The organism is Micromonospora sp. NPDC047756 (assembly GCF_055587245.1).
Map to the genome: position 1 here is coordinate 444,611 of NZ_JBVJGQ010000002.1, position 20,024 is coordinate 464,634.

Genomic DNA, 20,024 nt, shown 5'->3' on the forward strand with positions numbered 1-20,024 from the left:
CTGCGCTAAGGAGAGAGACACATGTCGAGAGTCCTCGCCCGGCTCTGCGCGGTCATGGTCGCCGCCTGTCTGCTGTTCACCACCTGGTCGGCGGCGACACCGAAGGAGGCGGCCGCGCTGGACCCGACAGTCGGCTACCTGATGGCGCACTTCACCGGCGAGTCGTCGACCGACCAGCAGATCTACCTCGCCCACAGCACCGACGGCCTGCGCTGGACGGACCTCAACAACGGCGGGCTCGTCCTGCGTTCCACGATCGGCACCCGCGGCGTACGCGACCCTGCCCTGGTCCGCTCGCCGAACGGCGACCGGTACTGGATCATCGCCACCGACCTGTGCATCGGCTGCGGTCAGGACTGGTCGGCCGCGATCAACAACGGCAGCCGCAACCTCGTCGTGTGGGAGTCCACCGACCTGGTCAACTGGTCGGCGCCCTGGCTGCTGAACGTCGCCGGCGCGATCCCGGACGGACGCAACGCCTGGGCGCCGGAGGCGATCTGGAACCCCGCCACCAATGACTACGTCCTCTACTGGGCGACGAACGTCCCGCTCAACGGGGCGACCAAGCACCGCATCTACTACGCGCGGACGACGAACTTCCGCAGCGTCACCACGCCGCAGGTCTACATCAACCGGCCCGGGAACCAGGAGATCATCGACACCCAGATCGTCGAGGTGCCGACCGGCGTCGGCGCCTACCGCTACGTCCGGGCCTCCCGGGACGGCCAGATCGGCATCGAAGGCAGCAACTCCATCCTCGGCACCTGGACCAGCCTCGGAAACCTCTCCGGCATCGGTCTGACCGGCGCGCAGGTCGAGGGCCCGATGTGGATGAAGATGAACACCCGCAACGAGTGGGTCCTCTACCTCGACCAGTACTCCAGCGGACGCGGCTACCTGCCGGTGCTGACCACCGATCCGTCGAGCCCGGGCAGCTACCGACTGCCGGCGTCCGGCTCGTACTCGATGGGTGGCACCAAGAAACGGCATGGTTCGATCCTCAACCTGACCGCGGCCGAACAGAGCCGGGTCCTCGCCCGCTGGCCCGCCACCGCTGTCAACCGGATCCAGTCGTACAACTTCCAGGACCGGTACGTGCGGCACTACGACTACGACGTCCGCATCGACCCGAACGTCAGCCCGGCCCAGGACGGCCAGTGGCGGCTGGTGCCCGGTCTGGTCGGCTCCGGAACCGTCTCCATCCAGTCGGTCAACTACCCGGGCCACTACCTGCGCCACTACGGGTACGACTTCCGACTGGAAGCCAACGACGGCACCTCCACCTTCGCCGCCGACGCCACCTTCCGGCAGGTCGCGGGTCTCGCCAACTCCTCGTGGACGTCGTTCCAGTCGTACAGCCACCCGGACCGCTACCTCCGGCACTACGCCTACCTGCTGCGGCTCGACCCGGTGCCCGACGCGCAGAGCCGGGCCGACGCCACCTTCCGCGTGACCAGCTGACGCTGGCCCCTGATCAAGGAGTTTCGACTGTGGCACTACATCGACGGGTGCTCGCCGCCCTGGTGGCCGCGCTGACGGCGATGGTGGGGGTCGTCGTCGCGTCGACGCCGGCCACCGCCGCCACCAACCAGTTCCGCGGCATGAACTGGGCCGTGTTGGGTGACAACTTCAAGACCGGCCCCCTCGTCGTGCAGGGCCTGAGCGCGTCCGACAGCAACGCGACGGTGCGGGCCAAGGCCAACGCCCTGTACGACGACATGGCGTCCACCATGGGGGTCAACACCGTCCGCCTGCCCATCAACACCCACACGGTGGGGACGGCCTGGTGGGAGGCGTACCGAGGCGCCATCGACGCGGCCACGGCCCGCGGCTTCAAGGTCATCCTCGCCTACTGGGAGGACGGTGCCGCCTCCGGCGGCAGGATCACGAACCTCGCCGCGTGGAACGCGATGTGGTCCACCGTGACCAACACGTACGGCACGAACACCAATGTCTACTTCGAGCCGATGAACGAGCCGCACGGCTACAGCTCGGCGGAGTGGCGCAACGTCGCGGCCAACTGGCTCACCTACCACTACTCGGCGGTGCCCGGCCGGGTGCTCATCGGCGGCACCGGCTTCAGCCAGGATCTGCGCGACATCTGCAACGACAGCCGCTTCAACTCGACCCTGCTGTCCTTCCACTACTACGCCTTCTTCTACGGCGCGATGACCTACGACGCCTTCCGCAGCCACATCCAGGCACGCCTCGGCAACTGCGCCTCCCGGGCGGTCGCGACCGAGTTCGGCGCGCCCATGAACGACGGCCGCAACTACGCCGACGCGGGCAGCACCGACAACTTCGTGCGCTACATCCGCGCCATGGCCCAGGTCATGCGCGACAACCAGATGGGCGGCACCTACTGGCCCGCCCTCGGCGGCAAGACCGGCACCATCGGCTACGACTGGTACTCGATGTTCGCGTTGAGCGGCAGCGGCACCGACCTCAACCTGACCATCCGCAACACCTCGGGCGCGGACCGGATCCGGTACGCGTGGGGCGACGCCGTCGGCGACGGCCCGACGACACCCCCACCCTCGACGGGAACGTTCTACCGGATCGACGCGCGGCACAGCGGCAAGGCCATGGACGTCCAGCAGCCGAACACCGCCAACGGCGCTCGCGTCGGCCAGTACACGTACGGCGGTGGTGCGTGGCAGCAGTGGCAGTTCCAGGATGCGGGCAGCGGCTACTGGCGCATCGTCAGCCGGCACAGCGGAAAGTGCCTCGACGTGGTGAGCGGGTCCACCGCCGACGGCGCCGAGCTCGTCCAGTACACCTGCGGCACGGGGGCCAACCAGCAGTTCCAGATGGTCAGCAACGGCGCCTACTTCCAACTCCGGGCACGACACAGCAGCAAATGCGTGGACGTGCCGGCCGCGGCGACTGCGGACGGAGTGGTCATCAAGCAGTATTCGTGCAACTCCGGCACCAACCAGCAGTGGTCGCGCACGGCAGTCTGAGGGTCGTCCGACGTAGGTGGGGCTGGCGTTGCGCTACCGTCAAGGCGCGCGCCCCGGCGTCGAGAGTCCGCGTCCGCCGGTCGTCGATGGCCCGCAGAACCCATCAGATCCAAGGAGACCCCGATGCCGGAGCCCGAGCCCGACCAGGACGCCCACGAGGCGGCAGCCGACACCTCGATCACGGCCGAGACCGAGGGCGAGACCGACCCGCCTGCCGTTCCCGCGAATCGGGCCGCCCGACGCGCGAAGGGCAAGGTCGCCTCACCTCAGCCGATCGGGAAGGGTCAGCACTTCGGCGGCCGGGGCTCGGTCCAGGGCCCCCGCCAGTGGGGTAACCGCCGTAGCGGTTGATCGCTTCGTCCGCGTACACCGAGGGCCGGCGCGGCGGTCGACATCAGACCGATGCCGGTCGTGAGCGCCGTGGCATTCCACCGCGGCGCTCACTCGTGGTGTGGCCCAAGCCGAGCGGGCAGAGTGGAATCCGGCGCCCGACGTACGTCGGCTTTGTCGGCGAGCACGGGTACGGTTTCGGTGCTCGGCACGTTCGGGCATCGACGATCCGTCGTTAGGGCGGGAGCGGCCAGCCCGGTGACGACGGCCGTGGGAGGGAGCGACGGTGGCGCAGCGGAGAGCACTGGTGGTTCGGGGCGGTTGGGAGGGGCACCAGCCGGTCAAGGCGACCGAGTTGTTCCTCCCCTTCCTCGAACGAAGCGGCTATGCCGTACGGGTCGAGGAGTCGACGGAGATCTACGCCGACGCCGCCGAGATGGCCCAGACCGACCTCGTCGTGCAGTGCATGACGATGTCGCAGATCACCGCGGACCAGGTGGCGGGCCTCAGCGCGGCGGTCATCGCCGGCACGGGCTTCACCGGCTGGCACGGCGGCATCGTCGACTCGTTCCGCGCGTCAGCCGAATACCTGCACCTGGTGGGTGGCCAGTTCGCGACCCATCCGGGCCTCGAGCCGTGTGAGCGTCACGGTGGCCCGGAGGACAACTTCCTGCCGCACACGGTGCGCGTCACCGACCTCGGCCGGGAGCACCCGATCACCGCGGGCATCGAGGACTTCGACCTGGTCACCGAACAATACTGGGTGCTGCACGACGACCTCATCGACGTGCTGGCCGTGACCACCCACCCGACGCAGGCGTGGCATCCGTGGCATCGGCCGGTCACCTCACCCGCCATCTGGACCCGACAGTGGGGTGCCGGGCGCGTCGTCGTGACGACCCCGGGGCACAGCCTCGACGTGCTGGAGCACGCGGATGTCCGTACCGTGATCGAGAGGGGGATGGTGTGGGCGACCCGCACCGCGTCGGCGTCATAGGTCTCGGGGTCATCTCCCGCGCGTACCTCGACACACTCGCGGACCATCCTGAGGTCGACATCGTCGCGGTGGCCGACCTCGACGCCTCCCGGTCGGCCGAGGTCGCGGCCACGATCCCGGGGGCCGAGGCGATGAGCGTCGAGCGTCTGCTCGCCCGCCCGGACGTGCAGACCGTGCTCAACCTGACCATCCCCGCGGCCCATGCCGACATCTCGCTGGGCACGATCGAAGCCGGCAAGAACGTCTATGTGGAGAAGCCGCTCGCCGTGACGTTCCCGGACGGCCGCTCGATCATCGAACGGGCCGCTTCGGCCGGCGTCCGGGTCGGGTGCGCGCCGGACACCGTCCTGGGTACGGGCACGCAGACGGCGCGCGCGGCGATCGACGGGGGGCTCATCGGCCGACCGATGTCCGCGTCGGCCGTCATGGTCACTCCGGGGCACGAACGCTGGCATCCCAACCCCGACTTCTACTACGCCCCGGGCGGCGGTCCGTTGCTGGACATGGGGCCGTACTACATCTCGGCGCTCATCCATCTGCTCGGGCCGGTCCGGTCGGTGACCGGTGCCGCCAGTCGCCTGCGCGCCGAGCGCGTCATCGGCTCGGGCCCCCGCACCGGCCAGCGGATCCCGGTGGGGGTGGAAACCCACCTCACCGGCGTGCTCGAGCACACGAACGGTGCGCTCTCCACGATCACGACCAGCTTCGACGGCGTCCGGACGACGGCCGCGCCGATCGAGGTGCACGGCGAGGGCGGCACGCTCGCGGTGCCCGACCCGAACTACTTCGACGGCGAGGTCCGCCTCTTCGCGCTCGGCGACAGCGAATGGCGCGCTCTCGAACCGCAGGCCGGATACGCCAAGGCTTCCCGGGGCATCGGCCTGATCGACCTGATCAGGGCCGACGATCAGCGTGCCCCACGTGCTGACGGCGAGGTCGCACTGCACGTCCTCGACACCATGACCAGCCTGCTGCGGTCGGCGGCCGACGGTCAGCGGATCGAGCTGACGACGGTGGTGGAGCGGCCCGAGCCGGTCCCGCTCACGCCGATCGAGGACTGGCAGGCGTACCACGCCTCGTGAGGTGGTCGCGTTGACCGGCGGAAGAGCCGGCCGGCGCCGACAATGGGAACGTGGCGCCCGCCTTCGTCCTGCATCATCACCGCAAACCGCGACCGCATTTCGACCTGCGGCTGGAGGAGAACGGCGTGCTGCGCTCGTGGGCGGTGCCCCGCGGCCTGCCGGACAGCCCCGGCGACAACCGGCTCGCGATCGCCGTGCCCGACCACGACCTCGACCACCTCACCTACGAGGACGTCGACAAGTCGATCGCCGACATCGGCACCTGGGAGGAGCATGATCGCACCGACCGCCGGATGCTGTTCACGTTGCACGGCCGCACCGCTCGCCGGCGGTACGCGCTCATCCGCACCGGCGAGGGGTGGCTGCTGCACCTGACCAAGGAACAGCCCTCGGACCAGCACAGATAGGGGGCAACAACACGACTCGGAGTCAGCCCGTCGCACCGCCGCGGGGCGGGTCCCATCGCGGACTCGACAGGCCTTAGCATCGCCGACATGGCGACCCGGCTTGTGCAGATCAACATGAAGGCTCGGAACGACTCCGCGCTGGGCGGTTTCTGGGCGCAGGCGCTCGGTTGGGACATCTCCAGTGAGGGACCCGGCGTGACCAACCTCGAACCCGAGGGCTTCGTCTACCCGGACCCGGTCGCTGTCTGCGTCGACCTCATCGCCTCGTCCGAGCCCAAGACGGGAAAGAACCGCGTGCACGTGGACCTCGCCACCACCTCGGCGGCGCACCAGGCGCAGGTGGTCGCCCGTCTGACGGAACTCGGCGCGACCGCCGCCGACGTGGGCCAGGGTGACGTGCCGTGGACGGTCATGGCCGACCCGGAGGGCAACGAGTTCTGCGTGCTGGAGCCCAGGGCGGTCTACCGGGACACCGGACCGATCGCCGCCGTGGTGGTCGACTGCGCCGACCCGCGAGCCATGGCCCGGTTCTGGAGCGAGGCCACGGATTGGACCCTGCACGAGGTGAACGACCGGGGTGCGAGACTGCGCTCCGCCAAGGGCGTCGGCCCCTACCTGGAGTTCGTCCGAACCCCGGACGTGAAGAGCGGGTGGAACCGCGTCCACCTCGACGTCCGTCCGTACCCCGGTGACGACCCGGAGGCCGAGGCGGCCCGGCTGCGGAGTCTCGGCGCGACCCCCATCGAGCTGGGGCAGGACGTCCCGTGGCGGGTGCTCGCCGACCCGGAGGGCAACGAGTTCTGCCTCCTCACCCCGGGCTGACGACCGCGGCGACAGTGAGCATCGCTGAACGTTGGCATTAGGGAAACCCCGCTCTATGGTGGGGGTATGCCGCCGGTGACCTTCCGCTCGCCCGCCGCCACTGACGTGGCGGTGGGCGGTGCTGTGCGCGTGCTGACGGCGGCACGCCCCGAGGCCGACATGCGGGTGCCGGTTGTCCGCGCGCCGCACACCGTGTCCGCGCACACACCGTCGTGCCCGATGCGAACCGGCCGAGGCCCACCTGCGGAGTCGTTGCATACCCAGAACGACCGCCAGGGCGAAGCTATCCAAGCTTCGGCCCTTTTTGTTTTTCCCACCCTCTCCCCGAAAGGCACACCATGAGCGTCGATCATCGTGGCACTCTCGACCAGAGTTGGCTGGCTGACCTCCGCGCGTCGCTGGCGGACGACTTCGCCGCCCAGACGGCTCGGCTGCGGGAGTTGACCGAGCTCAACGCGGACACCGGCGACCCGGGCGAGGCCCACAACCAGGCCGCGCTGCTGCTGGCCACCCGCCAGAACATCGAGCAGATCACCGGTGCGCTGAGCCGGATCAGCGACGGCACCTACGGCGCCTGCCAGAGGTGCGGCCAGAGCATCCCGGCCGAGCGGCTCGAAATTCTCCCGCACGCCCGTTTCTGCGTGCCCTGCCAGGAGAAGCAGAGCAGGTGACGCCCGGTGGCTGCCGTGCCGCCGGCACGGCAGCCACACCGCCCACGCGACGGGCCGACCGTGCGCTCAGTGAAGGCTCTGGTGCCCCGGAAAAGACGCCGCAGGGGACGAGCCGGCTCCGGGAACTGCTGCCGCCGCTCTCACAACCCGAGCCGGACGCCGCAGGTACCACTCGGCCACCGCAAGGTTGATCACCCAACCGGCGACCACCAGGCCGGCCCGCAGGTTCCCGTCGGGCTGCTCCCCGGTCGCGATCAGGTACGGCGCGTGGGTGAACGCCTGGGTGCCGGCGCCGAGGCCGATCGCGTAGCCGCGCACCATCCAACTGCGGTGTCGGGCGATGTCCCGGCGCAGCGCGGCGGCGAGACCGAGCACGATCGAGCCGGCCATGGCCGAGCCGAAGACGAGCCGCATACCGGCGAGCACGTCGTTGTCGTGGGCCGGCAGGTCGTACGCGACGGCCATCCACAGGCCGGTGAACGCCACCATCAGCCCGCAGGGGACGAGCACCCGGCCGGCGCGGCGGTGCCAGGAGTGGCGGCGCAGCCGAGGTACGAATTGGAACGCGCCGAGGATCGTGTAGACCACCGCGCCGACGATGTGCAGCACGACCGGCAGCGGATCGGCGACGAAGCGCGCGTTGGCCGAGGTGACCTCCGCTGCGCCGCCCAACTCGGTGAGCCGTCCCGCGCCGGCGAGCATCGGTATCAGGCCCAGCAGGATCAACGCGGCCGGTAGCCGCCACTCGCGGATCGTCATGCCACCGATGGTGGACGCCGCACCCGCCCCCGCTCATCGGAACAAGGGCCGCGATCGGGTCGGCCCATGGTCGGACGCCGTCGTCGTACCTCCGGCGCTCACCAGTGCCGGCGGCTGCGGTTGGTCTCGTACGCCCACATCGCCACCTCGACCCGGTTACGCACCCCCAGCTTGGTCATCAGGCTGGTGACGTGCGACTTGACGGTGCTCAACGTGATGTAGAGCTCGTCGGCGATCTCCTGGTTCGTGCGCCCCCGCGCGACGGCCACCAGGACCTGCTCCTCCCGATCGGTGAGCGCCTCGATGGGCTGCGTACGCGGCGCGGCCGGATCCGCTTCGGCGAACGCCTTCAACAGCCGCGTGGTGACGCTCGGCGCGATCAGCGCGTCCCCGTTCGCGGCCGCGTGCACCGCCTGGCTCAGCAGGGCCGGCCCGGCCTCCTTGAGCAGGAAGCCGCGGGCGCCGGCCCGCAGCGCCGCGTACACGTACTCGTCGAGGTCGAAGGTCGTGATGACGACCACCGCGAGCGGATCCGGGACCGCGGGCCCGGCGAGCGCCCGGGTGGCCTCGATGCCGTCCATGCCCGGCATCCGAATGTCGAACAGACACACGTCGGGGCGGAGCCGCCGGGCGAGCGCGACCGCCTGCCGGCCGTCGAAGGCCCCACCGACGACCTCGATGCCCGGCTGCGTGTTCAAGATGATGGTGAGCCCGGTACGGACGATCTCCTGGTCGTCCGCCACGAGCACGCGAACCGTCACCTGTCGACCCCCGCACGCGGTAGCACGGCCGAGACGGTCCACCCCCGGCCCGGGTTGGGGCCGGCCTCGCAGGTGCCGCCGAGCAGATCGGCACGCTCCATCATGCCCACCAGGCCGAAACCGGGCGAGCCGGCCGGACGGGCGGTGCCGGCCTCGCCGTCGTCGCTGACCCTCAGGCGCACGGTCGTGTCGTCGGCAGCGACGCTGACCTCGATGCGGGTGGCGTGGCGGGCGTGGCGTCGGGCGTTGGTGACCGACTCCTGGGCGAGGCGGTAGAGCGCGGAGCCCACAGTGGGCGGCAGGTCACCGAGATCGCCGTTCAGCTCCACATCGACGGTCGGTCCGGTGCGGGGCTGCCCGGCGAGGCGTCCGATGTCGGCGACCTGCGGGTGGGGCCCCAGATCGGCTGGTTCGTCGCGGCGTAGGACGCGAACCATCGCCCGCATCTCGGCAAGCGCGCGCGACGCCTCGGCCTCGATGGTGCGCAGCGCCTCGACGGCGGCGCCCGGCCGGCCCGCCGACGCGGCGATGCCGGCCTGGGCACGGATCGCCATCGCCGACACGTGATGAGCCACGGTGTCGTGCAGGTCACGGGCGAGTCGCTCCCGCTCCAACAGCTTCACCTGATCGAGTTCGCGCAGCCGGGCGGCGGCGCGGAAGCGGGTCGCGACACCCAGCGCGGCGGCGGCGAACATCACCGCGAAACCGGCGACCAACTCGCCACCGTCGACCGACCCGACCAGACCGGCGGTGGTCACCTTGGCCACCACGAAGAACGAGCCGATCACGGCATCCCGGCCGGAGCCCCAGCGGAACAGCGCGTGGACCAGGACGACCAGGAAGCTCGCCGTGAACAGCTGGCACGGATCGCCGGGCAGCACGAACGGGGCGACGGTCGTGCAGCCGAACGCGATCACCACCATCGCGAGCGGGGCCGTGCGCCGCCACAGAAGCGTCGGCAGCAGCGCGAGCGCGACGACGACGCAGCCCACCCGCCAGGGCAGATCGGGTCGGGAGACTCCTTCCAGCACGATCGCCGGTCCGAGAACGGCGACCACCGCCCAGTCGCGCCACGTCCGCGACGGGGCGGGGGAGACCCGCGGCTCGGCCAACACCGCGTGCAGGCGAGGGCGCATGGCATTCATCGTACGAACGGTGGTGCGACTGCAGATCGTCCCAAAGTACGAGGCGGTCGCGATCAGTGCCGCTGCAACTTGGCTCGGACGGCGGCGGCGTCCGCGTGCTCGAGCGCCGTGAAGATGTCCAGTGCCCGTTGCCAGTCGGCCCGGCCGGAGGCGGGGTCGCCGAGGGCGTGGCGGGTGTCGCCGAGCCGGCTGAGGGTGTCCGCCTCGCCCCAGCGGTCGCCGAGGTCGCGGGTCAGTTCCAGCGTCCGCTCGTAGCACTGCACGGCCCGGTCGAACCGACCGAGGTGATGGTGTGCGAAGCCGAGACTGTCCCAGGTGGCGGCCTCGCCGGCGCGGTCGCCGAGCTGCTGGAGGAGTTCGAGCGCCTGATCGCAGTACGCCAATGCCGCGAGGTGATCGCCGAGCTGGGCATGGCACCAGCCGACCGCGTTGAGCGCGTCGGCCTGCGCCCTGCGGTGACCGGCCGCCCGGGCCAGCACGAGGGTCCGCTCCGAGTGCTCAAGGGCCTTGCGCGGCTCTCCTCGCCGGTCCCACAACGAGGCGAGGTTCTGGTGCGTACGCGCCTCGCCCTCGGTGTCCGCGGCGCGGACATAGAGACCGAGAGCCTGTTCGAGGTGCTCCTGCGCGTCGGCGTACCGGTTGACCACGGTGTGCGCGCCGGCGAGGAAGCGGTGCGCGACCGCCTGCGCGACCGGGTCACCGAGACGCTCGGCGGCGCGCAGGGCCGCCCGACAGGTTTCGAGGCGGTCATGCCAGTGCCCCTGCCGGTCCAGGAACGTGTCGAGGGCCCGCCCCAGCCGCCAGGTGTGCGCGTCGAATCCCGCGGCGGCGGCCTGCCGGAGCGCGGCGAGCAGGACCGGGTGCTCCGCGGTCAACCAGGCCATCGCCTCCGCATGGGTGGTGGGCCGCTCCGGCCGCACACCGGCCGCGGACGGGGTCATGAGGTGGTCGACCGGGTCACTGTGCGGGCGCAGCAGGGCGTCGGCGGTGTGGGTGGTGTGCGTGTAGTGGTCGAGAAGCCGAGTGGTGGCGGCCCGCCGGTCCGGCTCGGGATCGGTGCCGTCGCTGAGTTCGGCGGCGTACGCCCGCAACAGGTCGTGCGCCGTGAACCGGCCGGGCCGGTACTCCGCCAGCAGGTTGGCGCGGGTCAACTCGGTCAGCGACCGGAGGGTTCGGTCCGCCGAAAGACCGGCCAGGCTCGCCGCTGCGGCCACCGTGATGTCCGGGCCCGGGTGCAGGCCCAGCAACCGGAACAGGCCGGCCCCCGGCGGGGTGAGCGCGGTGTACGACCAGGAGAACACCGCTCGTACCTCACCGACCGCGTCACCCGCGTCCAGCACACCGAACCGCCGACCGGCCGTCCCCAACTCGGTCGCGAGGGTGGTCAGCGGGAATCCGGACTGCTGGGCTCTGGCGGCGGCGATGCTCAACGCCAGCGGTAGCCGGGCGCAGGCGGCGATGATCGCCTCGGCGGCCACCGGCTCCGCGGCCACCCGTTCCGCGCCGAGCCGATTGGTGAGCACGTGACGTGCCGCATCGCGGCTGAGCAGGCCGAGCGGAATCGGGTGCGCGCTGTCGAGGCTGACCAGCGAGGTGAGCTGGTTGCGGCTCGTCACCAGCACCACGGTGGTGGACGTGCCGGGCAGCAACGGACGGACCTGTTCGGCGTCGCGCGCGTTGTCCAGCACGATGAGGACCCGCTTGCCGGCCAGCGCGCTGCGGTACAGGGCGGCCTGCGCGTCGAGATCGGCGGGCACCCGGGCGGCCGGCACCTCCAGCGCGTCCAGGAAGCCGTGCAGCGCCTTGGCGGCGCTCAGTGTCTGCCCGCGCGGGTCGAAGCCCCGCAGGTTGACGTAGAGCTGACCGTCGTCGAACCGGTCGGCGACCCGATGCGCCCAGTGCACGGCCAGGGCGGTCTTGCCCACCCCGGCGGTACCCGAGATCGCGGCGACCACGACGGCGGTGGGCGCGGCGACGAGCTTGTCGAGAAGGGCCAACTCGTCGTCCCGCCCGGCAAGGTTGGCCACGTCGGCGGGCAGCTGTCGGGGCACCATCCGGACGGCTGCGCGTGGGGCGCGGCGGCGGCTCTCCTCGATGCGGTCCCGGGCGGTGGCCAACGCGCCCTGCTCGGCCGGCGTGGCACCGAGGAGCCGGACCAGCGCGTCGAGCCGGTCGGTCGGTGGCAGCGTCTTGCCGGTGAGGTATTCGGCGACAGCGGTGTGCGACCAGCCGGTGCGCGCGGCCAGCTCCCGATAGCTCAGCTCACTGTCGCCCTGTTGGCGGGCGTGCCTGCGTCGCAACGCCCGCAACAACCCGGCGAGGTCGTCGGACGTTCGCGCCCCCGCAGCATCCAGCGCCCTGCTCCCCACCGTCGACAATCGACGTTCGTCAGTGTACGGCCGTGTACGGAATCCCGGCCAGGGCCGGGACCGATCGGCGATCCTGCTCGGGTGCAGAACGCACTGATCGAACCATTGGAGGTCATGTGTCCGTACATCTCAAGCCTCTGGTCCTGGCCCTGACCGTGCTCGCGGCGACGCTCACCGTGCCGGCGGCGGCCGCGTCGGCGGCGCCCGGCGCAGCCGTCTGCGAGACCAGGGCGGCCTGCGCCGACAACGGCCTCGGGGTGACCGCGTCGGGGAAGGCGGCGCGCACCACGGGTGACATCACGACGAACGCCATCCAGGTGCCCACGCCGCCCGCGTTCCCGCCGGGCACCCCCTGCTACCGCGAGGAGGTCTCCGAGGAGGTCTACGAGACCGCCACCTACACCACCATCTACGAGATGTACTTCCAGGCGAGCGTCTGCCTGTTCTCCAACGAGATCGTGCTGTACGGCCTGGACACCTCGCTCTCGTTCCCCAACGACGTGCAGGACCCCCGACTGACCTCGATGCAGTTCGTCGTGCGGGACCAGGTCGTGCACTACAGCCCGACCGAGAAGGATGGTTACTCCGAGCTGTGGGTGACCTTCTGCACCGACCCCGCGCAACCGGGCACCTGCCAGCGGTACCTGCACCGGCTGGGCCTCATCTTCAACCCCGCCTGGGTCTACCCGTTCTCCGTGTTCCAGCGCCTGAGCTGACGGTGTCGGGGGCGGCGTTGCTCCCATGATCGGTCAGGGCGTCTCCCAGGCGGCTCAGGGGACGCCCTGATCACCTGTTTCCGCACCGGTTGCCAGCGGATCTCCACCGCGTTACGTTGAGATGTCATCGACGATCGTCTACACCTTGAGGTACGGGGGTCGCATGTCCACGCCTGTCACTCGTCGCACCGTTCTGGCCGGAGGGGCCGGTGCCGCCTTCGGCCTGGCCCTGCCCGGCGTCGCCGCCCACGCCGGTGGTCACCACCCGACCAGCGTGAGCTTCACCCTCGACGCGAGAACGCTCGACGGCGGTGAGCAGGTCACCTCGGTCACCCTCGACACCGCCCGGCTCGGGTCGATCGACCCGGCCGGGCTGACCCCCGGCACGTTCAGCGTGCATGCCAAGGCCACCAGCCCGATCCCGATCGCCCCCGGCGACCTGATCTTCAGCGAGTACGACCTGGACCGCACGGTGACCGCCGCCCGACTCGACCGGCAGGGCAACATCGTGCTGGAGTTGAGCCACGCCGAGGGTCAACCCGGCGGTGGCACCCTCGGCTACATCCTGAGCAGGGGCCGCAACGTCCGGCTGGACCTCGTCTACACCATCACCCAGAACACCCCGATCGTCCGACGTCACGGCTCGCCGCTCACCATCACGCGCTTCGTGCAGGGGCGGCTGTCCAACCCCGAGGTCGACGCCTTCAGCCACCACGTCTCGCGCTCGGGTCTGAAGTACCGGCTCTACTCTCCCGACCACTCGCCCCGGCGCGGTCGGAGACCGCTGATCGTCTGGCTGCACGGCGGCGGCGAGGGCGCCTCACTGCCGGACGACTACTACGACAACGAGACCACGCTGCGCGCCAACCGGGGCGCGCTCGGTTTCGCCACCCCGCAGGCCCAGCGGATCTTCTCCGGCGCGTACGTCGTCGCCCCGCAGAGCACCTCCTACTGGATGGAGGACGGCCCCCGGTTCGCCCCGCTGATCCGCGAGATCGTCCAGGACCTCGTCCGCCGCAAGCGTGTCGATCCGGACCGGATCTACGTGGTCGGGTGCAGCAACGGTGGCTACATGTCACTGGAGATGACAGTCGCCTACCCCGACCTGTTCGCCGCGTCGGTGCCGATCTGCGGCATCGTCCAGCCGCTCAGCGGGGAGGGCCCGCCGCTGATCACCGACGCGGAGCTGGCGCAGATCAAGACCCCGACCTGGCTGGTCACCTCGCTCGACGACGACACGGTGCCGCCCGAGACCAACACGATCCACGCCCACGACCTCATCCCGGGATCACTGGTCAGCCTGTACGACCACGTCGTCTGGAACGGCTACCAGTTCCCCGGCCACTGGTCCTGGATCTACGTGGCCCGCAACGACCCGAGCCTCGACGGCACCCACCTCTGGCAGTGGATGGCCCGCCGTCGTCGGTGATCCTCCGTACGAGGTCGTGCCAGCCGGTGCCGGTGGCACCGGCTGGCGTCGATCACCGGTTGCGGCGTAGTTCCCGCAACACCCCGTGCCGGCGCAGGGCCCAGGCGAGACGCCGGACGCTCGGGTGCCGCACGAACAGCACCGCCGCCCGGCGGATCAGACCGAACCGGTCCTCGCTCAGCTGGTTCTCGATCGCCTGCCAGATCAGCTCGCGCACCGTGGCGCTGGCCAGCACCGCCCGCACCTCACGCCGCACCACCGGATCCTCGGCCGCCGACGCGATGGCGGCAGCCAGAGCCGGCCGCTCCGCCAGCGGCTCCACCGCCGCCGCGACGAGCGGCCTGCGCACCTCGTCCTGCTCCAGCAGCAGCAACACGGCTTCCCGGATCTCGACAGTGTCCAGGGCGGACCGCAGCAGGCTCAGCAGGCTGCGCTCCACCTCGTGGTCATGCTCCGGAACGGACAGCGTGGCCAGCAGCACCGCGACCTCATCGAGATCGATCACGTGTCGCACCCCGGTGCGGAACTCCGGCAACTCCCACGCGACCTGCAGAGCCTTGACGAGATTGCGGTTCATGGGCCATCGCTACCCGCAAGCGACCGCCGGCGAAACCCCGCGACCGGCCCGGTCCGGCGCACGAGCACGATCCGGCCCGGAGCGGCCGCCCTGGATCCGGGCGGCCGCACCGCGCCGGGTCAACACCACGTCAGCGTCGAGTTCACCCGGGTGACGTTGCTGATCGTGTTGTTCGCCCCACCGCAGGGGCTCTGGGTGATGTTGGTGCCGCTGACGGTCAGATTCTGGAACCGGATGCCGGAGGAGATCGGGAATTCACTCCGGGCCGCGATCCGCACCTCACCGCCCCCCGTGACCGTCCCGGAAACCCCGGCGATGACGACGTTGTAGCAGTTCTCCACCAGGATCGCGTTGTTCCCCGTGTTCGAGATCGTCACCCGGTCGATGACAGCGCCACCGGACTCGGACACGCAGAAGATCCCCCGGCCACCGCCGGACGCGAGCACGGTCCCGACCCGGATGTTGGTCGGGTACGAGTTGCCCACCCGGCCGTTGCGGTTGGCCATCCGGAACGCCGCGTACCCGGTTCCGGCCCCGGCGCCCTGCGCGTCGACAGTGCCAACGGTGGCGTTGATCGTGTCATTGAGCAGCAGACCCGAATCCCGGGTGTTCCGCGCGGTGACAGTGCCGATCGTCAGGCCGTCCACGCCGTACGTCTCCACCCCGTGGGTGCCGGTCCCCGACACGTACACCGTGTCGATGCGGATGTTGCGCACCTTGACCGCGCGATCTCCCCCGTGGTTGTCGATCCGGATGCCCAGACCACCGGAGAGCCGCATGTCGATCTGCCCGAGGGTCAGGTTGTTGACGTTGCGCATGAAGATCCCGTACAACGGCGAACCGGTCAGCGTGAGGTTCTGCACCTCGACGTCAGTGGTTCCCCGCGAGTACACCGGTGCCTGGTCACCCGAGCCCGACCCGGTCACGTTGATCGTGCCGCACACGGCCAGCGTCGTGTACGACGGCAGCGACAACCGCGAGCCCGCACTCATCGAGCCGGAGCCGCGAACCACCACCCGCTGCTTCGACGTACGACCCGCCGAGAGCGAGTTGACCGCCGCCTGCATCGCCGACAGCATGTCCGAACCCGAGTAGACCGTCGACGAGCCGTTGCGGGCCGTCCAGGTGCTCCCACTCAGTACGGCCTCGGCGTTCGTCGACCCGCTGCCACAGCCGGTGGTCGGCGGCGTGCCGCCACCGCCGACCGTGACCAGTTGCCACTGCTGGTTCGTCCCGTTGAGGTCGGCGTACTGGCTGATCCGACCGCCGTCGGCGGTGGACCGCTCCCAGACCTCGAGTGCCTTCGCGGAGTGGCGGTTGATCAGCCGGACATAGCCGCTGTCGGAGTCGAGGACCTGGAACTGCTGGTTGGTGCCGTTGGCATCGGGCCACTGGCGGAACTCGGCGCCGTCGGCGGTGTTCCACTCCCAGAGGTCGACGACCTTGCCACTGTGCCGGGCCTTGAGCCGGTAGTAACCGCTGCCGGAGGAGACGAACTGGAACTGTTGCCACGCGCCGTCGTTGCGGGACCACTGCTGGATCACCGCGCCGTCCGCGGTCGAGGTGTCCCGGACGTCGAGGACCTTGCCGCTGTTGCGGTTGACCAGGACGTAGTACGCGTTGGTGTCGATGCTCGCCGCCGCTGCCGGTGGTGCGCCGACCACAACGGCACCGGCGGCGCCGACCAGCATGGTGATCATGGCGAGCACCAGGCCCGTACGCCGGCCGCGACGGGTCGACCCACCGCCGGACGGTCTTCTCGTGCTGGTGAAGGGCATCGCTCCTCCTGGCTGGAATGGGCTCCGGGCGAACCGGAACGGGTGTCGACGACCGTGGGCACCTCGACCTGTGGGCGGTTACTCCAGGTGGAAGGTGGCCGAGGCGCGTTCGGCGCTCGAACTGACGGTCTCGATGTAGAGCAGCCCGTCGCGGTGGCGTACGTGGCGACCCGGGAAGTTCTGCGACTCCAGGGAGATCCCGGCGCTGTCGGCGAGGCCGGCTTGACGGCGGAAGCTCGCGTCGCCGCCGAACAGCGCCGAGCCGTCGTTCTTCTCCACGTACAGGGCGTAGCCCCGGTGACGTAGGTAGTAACCGGGGAAGTTGGTCGACTCCAGCGACACCGAGCCGGCACCGGCGAGACCGCTGACAATGCGGAACTGGGAGTCGGCCAGGTTCGCCACATTCGGCTCGACCCGCGCCCGGTAGTCGTAGTGCCGGATGTAGCTGCTGGCCTGATCGTGTGACCGCAGCCGCACCGGCGTGGCCCCGTCGGGCACCGGGATGCCGAAGTTGGGGGTGCCGTCGGCGTTCCAGTACACCTTCTGCAGCCGGGTGCGTCGGTTCGGGTCGTTGAGCGGATCGCCGGTGATGTCGCGGTAGTTCCGGTCGTGGTAGACGAGGATGTCGCTCTGCCCGTCCTCGGAGACGGTGAACGAGTTGTGGCCCGGGCCGTACTGGCTGGTGGCCGCGTTGCTGGCGAACACCGGGCTGGGGCTCTTGCTCCAGGAGTTGGCGTCGAGCAGGTTCGCGCCGGCGGAGGCGCTCAGCATGCCGAGGCAGTAGTTGGCGTCCGTGGCGCTGGCCGAGTAGGTCAGGAAGATCCGGCCGTTGCGTTGGATCACCGCCGGTCCCTCGGCGACCCGGTAGCCACGGGTCTCCCAGTCGTACGTCGGGACGACGAGCCGGGTCACGGTGCCGGTGATCTGCCACGGGTTGGCGCCCATCCGGGCGAGGTAGACGTTGGAGTTGTTCCCGATGGCCGGCTCCTGCTGGGCCCAGGTCAGATAGCGCACCCCGTTGGCGACGAAGGTCGAGGCGTCCAGACTGAAGGTGTCCCAGGGTGTGGTGATCCGGCCGCGTTCGGTCCACGAACCGGTCAACGGGTTCGCGTTGGCGTTCTCCAACACGTACATCCGGATCCGCCACACGTCGTCGGTCCGGCCCGCGGCGAAGTAGACGTACCACCGGTTGTTGATGAAGTGGATCTCTGGCGCCCAGATGTGGGCGCCCATCTCACCGCTGGTGTGGCGGCTCCAGATCGTCGTCTCCGCCGCCGTTGCCAACCCTTGCAGGGTGGTGGCCCGGCGCAGCACGATCCGGTCGTACTGCGGCACCGTCGCGGTCAGGTAGTAGTAGCCGTCGGTGTGCCGGAAGATGTGCGGGTCGGCCCGCTGGTTCACCAGCGGGTTGGTGTAGGCGACGGCGGGCGCGGCGTGCGCGGGCGCGGCCACGGGCAGGCCGGCCGACACGGACAGCACCACCAGGACCGCAGCCAGCAGCGACCGCACGCGTCGAGGGACGCCGTGGCCGGCAGGCCCCCGGTGGACGGCCCGACGGGTGTTCGGGTCGGTTCGAGGGGATGGCAGCGGCATCTGTCCTCCGCGAGCTCGGGGTGGCAACTGACCAGCACCGGGGGAGAGGCACGAAGGGCTGGAAATGTGACGGTGGCGTTACTACCAGGTGGCGGAGTTAATGTTGGCGTTAACATCGATAGATGTCAAGGTCTTCATCTCACCGGCACACCGGCGCGGTACACCGCGAGCGGACCCCGCAACACCGTGATGTCGTTCGTGGGATCACCGTCCACAATCAGCAGGTCGGCCTCGAATCCGGGGCGGACCCGGCCCTTGCGACGCCCCAGGCCACACACCTCGGCGCCGACCGAGGTCGCCGTGGCGAGGGCGACAGTGGCGGGAATTCCGCAGGCCACGTACTCGACGAGCGTCTCGGGCAGGATCCCGTGCGGCTTGGCGGGGCCGAGGCCCGCGTCCGAACCGGCCACCAGGCGGACCCCGGCCCGGTGCAGAGTGGCAACGCCGTCGCGCAGCGCGCCCTCGCTGAGCCCGGCCCGTGCCGCCATCTCCACCACCTCCGGTGGCGTGACCACGGCCGGGTCGGTGCCGAGCGTGGCACAGACCGCCACCCTGGACGCGGCCAGGCGGTCCGCGAGCTCCGCGGGGACACGGGCACCCGCAGCGGTCACGCAGGTGCAGTGCTCAATGCCGTCCACGCCCACGCGCAGCGCCTGCTCGACCGCGCCGAGCGCGTGCGCGTGCGCGGTCACCGGCAGGCCCAGATCATGGGCCTGCGTCAACGCGGCGGACAGCTCCTCGTCGGTGAACTGGGGCCTCGTGGTGTCGGTGCCCGGGGTGAACACCCCGCCGCTGGCCATGACCTTCACCAGATCGGCACCGGCCGCCGCCCGCAGACGTACGGCCTCGCGAACCCCGTCGGCACCGCCCACCTCACCCCCCAACGACCAGCCGTGCCCGCCGACGCTGGTGAGCGGTGCGCCGGACCCGACCACCGTCGGCAGGTCGTCCCGCACCCGCCGATCGCGCCAACGGAGCACCGCGCCACGCCGGTCGCCCAGGTCCCGGACCGTCGTCACGCCGGCGACCAGATGTCTGCGCAGTGACGCCTCGACGACCGCGTCGAGGTCCGTCTCGCGCTGCTCGGTGAGCCGGCCGAGCGCGTCCGGTCCGGCGTCGGCGCAGAGGTGTACGTGCGCGTCCACCAAGCCGGGTAGCAGGGTGCCGTTCGGCTCCTCGCGCACCGGCCAGCCTTCCGGCGCCTCGGCGTTACCCAGGTGCACATCGGCGATGCGCCCCTCGTCGAGCAGGATCAGCGCCCCGCCGCCCACGAGCCGTTCGCCGTCGAACATCCGGGCAACCCGGACCGCATGTCTCGCCATCGTCATCCCCGCCCACCCCGCTCGGCGCAGTCACCACCGGTGATGGCTTGACCATCGCACCGCCAGGTGCGCGCGGCCTCCCTCGCCAGAGCGATGTCTCGTCCCTCAGCCGAGTGAGCGGCTCCGCCGCGTGGTGTCCCGTGCCGGGAATTCGTCCTTTGCTCTGCACCCGCCCACGCACCAGGCACGGTCCGTAACTGGCGCATGGGCGGGTGCAGAGCAAAGGACGGGTGTCTCTGGTGTGGCAGGTCGACGCCCCCACCACCTGCGCGCCCCGGACGGATACCTGGTCGAGGCTGGAGA

Annotated in this window: 18 protein-coding genes; 10 read left to right on the plus strand and 8 right to left on the minus strand. The window is 70.5% G+C overall.

Annotated elements, in window-relative coordinates; all coding sequences use genetic code 11:
* The first annotated feature begins 21 nt into the window (after nt 1–21).
* From ACZ6NZ_RS07125 to ACZ6NZ_RS07160, 8 genes are all read left to right on the plus strand, one after another.
* On the plus strand, nt 22–1,461 hold the full coding sequence (locus tag ACZ6NZ_RS07125; RefSeq protein WP_465856586.1) for a glycoside hydrolase family 43 protein: 1,440 nt from the start codon (nt 22–24) through the stop codon (nt 1,459–1,461).
* 29 nt (nt 1,462–1,490) lie between these two features.
* Complete coding sequence (locus ACZ6NZ_RS07130; protein ID WP_465856588.1) at nt 1,491–2,963, plus strand: RICIN domain-containing protein; 1,473 nt, start codon at nt 1,491–1,493, stop codon at nt 2,961–2,963.
* A gap of 123 nt (nt 2,964–3,086) precedes the next feature.
* A complete protein-coding gene (locus ACZ6NZ_RS07135) occupies nt 3,087–3,314 on the plus strand; it encodes a hypothetical protein (protein ID WP_465856590.1) in 228 nt (75 codons plus the stop codon).
* A gap of 265 nt (nt 3,315–3,579) precedes the next feature.
* Nucleotides 3,580–4,290 (plus strand): ThuA domain-containing protein, encoded by a 711-nt coding sequence (locus tag ACZ6NZ_RS07140; protein ID WP_366609093.1) that lies wholly within the window; start codon nt 3,580–3,582, stop codon nt 4,288–4,290.
* Nucleotides 4,260–5,372 carry a Gfo/Idh/MocA family protein gene (locus ACZ6NZ_RS07145; RefSeq protein ID WP_465856592.1) on the plus strand — a complete coding sequence of 371 codons (1,113 nt, stop codon included), beginning with the start codon at nt 4,260–4,262 and terminating at the stop codon, nt 5,370–5,372. Before ACZ6NZ_RS07140 ends, ACZ6NZ_RS07145 begins: the two co-directional genes overlap by 31 nt.
* A gap of 50 nt (nt 5,373–5,422) precedes the next feature.
* Nucleotides 5,423–5,779 carry a DNA polymerase ligase N-terminal domain-containing protein gene (locus tag ACZ6NZ_RS07150; RefSeq protein WP_366609095.1) on the plus strand — a complete coding sequence of 119 codons (357 nt, stop codon included), beginning with the start codon at nt 5,423–5,425 and terminating at the stop codon, nt 5,777–5,779.
* Between the two features lie 87 nt (nt 5,780–5,866).
* Nucleotides 5,867–6,601: a VOC family protein gene (locus tag ACZ6NZ_RS07155; RefSeq protein ID WP_465856595.1), complete on the plus strand. Its 735-nt coding sequence runs from the start codon at nt 5,867–5,869 to the stop codon at nt 6,599–6,601.
* Nucleotides 6,602–6,939: 338 nt separating this feature from the next.
* Nucleotides 6,940–7,272: a TraR/DksA family transcriptional regulator gene (locus ACZ6NZ_RS07160; protein ID WP_465856597.1), complete on the plus strand. Its 333-nt coding sequence runs from the start codon at nt 6,940–6,942 to the stop codon at nt 7,270–7,272.
* Between the two features lie 66 nt (nt 7,273–7,338).
* Here ACZ6NZ_RS07160 and ACZ6NZ_RS07165 read toward each other — a convergent pair whose 3' ends face one another.
* The 4 genes from ACZ6NZ_RS07165 to ACZ6NZ_RS07180 form a co-directional block, all read right to left on the minus strand.
* The gene (locus ACZ6NZ_RS07165) at nt 7,339–8,031 is read right to left on the minus strand and encodes a DUF2306 domain-containing protein (RefSeq protein WP_465856599.1); all 693 of its coding nucleotides are present in this window, start codon (nt 8,029–8,031) and stop codon (nt 7,339–7,341) included.
* A 98-nt stretch (nt 8,032–8,129) separates the two neighbouring features.
* Nucleotides 8,130–8,792, minus strand: coding sequence for a response regulator (locus ACZ6NZ_RS07170; RefSeq protein ID WP_465856601.1), 663 nt, complete (start codon nt 8,790–8,792; stop codon nt 8,130–8,132).
* Nucleotides 8,789–9,928, minus strand: a complete 1,140-nt coding sequence (locus ACZ6NZ_RS07175) for a sensor histidine kinase (protein WP_465856603.1) — start codon at nt 9,926–9,928, stop codon at nt 8,789–8,791. The genes ACZ6NZ_RS07170 and ACZ6NZ_RS07175 overlap by 4 nt, the downstream gene beginning before the upstream one ends.
* A 62-nt stretch (nt 9,929–9,990) precedes the next feature.
* Nucleotides 9,991–12,306, minus strand: a complete 2,316-nt coding sequence (locus ACZ6NZ_RS07180; RefSeq protein ID WP_465856605.1) for a tetratricopeptide repeat protein — start codon at nt 12,304–12,306, stop codon at nt 9,991–9,993.
* 116 nt (nt 12,307–12,422) lie between these two features.
* On the opposite strand from ACZ6NZ_RS07180, the gene ACZ6NZ_RS07185 reads away from it, so the two are divergent.
* Nucleotides 12,423–13,022 (plus strand): hypothetical protein, encoded by a 600-nt coding sequence (locus ACZ6NZ_RS07185; protein ID WP_366609102.1) that lies wholly within the window; start codon nt 12,423–12,425, stop codon nt 13,020–13,022.
* A gap of 163 nt (nt 13,023–13,185) precedes the next feature.
* Nucleotides 13,186–14,451, plus strand: a complete 1,266-nt coding sequence (locus tag ACZ6NZ_RS07190; RefSeq protein ID WP_465856607.1) for a prolyl oligopeptidase family serine peptidase — start codon at nt 13,186–13,188, stop codon at nt 14,449–14,451.
* Nucleotides 14,452–14,503: 52 nt separating this feature from the next.
* Here ACZ6NZ_RS07190 and ACZ6NZ_RS07195 read toward each other — a convergent pair whose 3' ends face one another.
* The 4 genes from ACZ6NZ_RS07195 to ACZ6NZ_RS07210 all read right to left on the minus strand — a co-directional run bounded on the left by ACZ6NZ_RS07195 (nt 14,504) and on the right by ACZ6NZ_RS07210 (nt 19,727).
* Nucleotides 14,504–15,028: a hypothetical protein gene (locus ACZ6NZ_RS07195; protein WP_465856609.1), complete on the minus strand. Its 525-nt coding sequence runs from the start codon at nt 15,026–15,028 to the stop codon at nt 14,504–14,506.
* A 119-nt stretch (nt 15,029–15,147) separates the two neighbouring features.
* A complete protein-coding gene (locus ACZ6NZ_RS07200) occupies nt 15,148–16,806 on the minus strand; it encodes an RICIN domain-containing protein (RefSeq protein WP_465856611.1) in 1,659 nt (552 codons plus the stop codon).
* A gap of 78 nt (nt 16,807–16,884) precedes the next feature.
* Nucleotides 16,885–18,315, minus strand: coding sequence for a family 43 glycosylhydrolase (locus ACZ6NZ_RS07205; RefSeq protein ID WP_465856613.1), 1,431 nt, complete (start codon nt 18,313–18,315; stop codon nt 16,885–16,887).
* 218 nt (nt 18,316–18,533) lie between these two features.
* Nucleotides 18,534–19,727, minus strand: coding sequence for an amidohydrolase family protein (locus ACZ6NZ_RS07210; RefSeq protein WP_465856615.1), 1,194 nt, complete (start codon nt 19,725–19,727; stop codon nt 18,534–18,536).
* Nucleotides 19,728–20,024: the final 297 nt, after the last annotated feature.

Bases quoted from the DNA above. Each gene is read 5' to 3' on its own strand.
- ACZ6NZ_RS07125 (WP_465856586.1), top strand. From the start codon at position 22: ATGTCGAGAGTCCTCGCCCGGCTCTGCGCGGTCATGGTCGCCGCCTGT.
- ACZ6NZ_RS07135 (WP_465856590.1), top strand. From the start codon at position 3,087: ATGCCGGAGCCCGAGCCCGACCAGGACGCCCACGAGGCGGCAGCCGAC.
- ACZ6NZ_RS07155 (WP_465856595.1), top strand. From the start codon at position 5,867: ATGGCGACCCGGCTTGTGCAGATCAACATGAAGGCTCGGAACGACTCC.
- ACZ6NZ_RS07160 (WP_465856597.1), top strand. From the start codon at position 6,940: ATGAGCGTCGATCATCGTGGCACTCTCGACCAGAGTTGGCTGGCTGAC.
- ACZ6NZ_RS07165 (WP_465856599.1), bottom strand. From the start codon at position 8,031: ATGACGATCCGCGAGTGGCGGCTACCGGCCGCGTTGATCCTGCTGGGC.
- ACZ6NZ_RS07175 (WP_465856603.1), bottom strand. From the start codon at position 9,928: ATGCGCCCTCGCCTGCACGCGGTGTTGGCCGAGCCGCGGGTCTCCCCC.
- ACZ6NZ_RS07190 (WP_465856607.1), top strand. From the start codon at position 13,186: ATGTCCACGCCTGTCACTCGTCGCACCGTTCTGGCCGGAGGGGCCGGT.
- ACZ6NZ_RS07195 (WP_465856609.1), bottom strand. From the start codon at position 15,028: ATGAACCGCAATCTCGTCAAGGCTCTGCAGGTCGCGTGGGAGTTGCCG.
- ACZ6NZ_RS07200 (WP_465856611.1), bottom strand. From the start codon at position 16,806: ATGCCCTTCACCAGCACGAGAAGACCGTCCGGCGGTGGGTCGACCCGT.
- ACZ6NZ_RS07210 (WP_465856615.1), bottom strand. From the start codon at position 19,727: ATGACGATGGCGAGACATGCGGTCCGGGTTGCCCGGATGTTCGACGGC.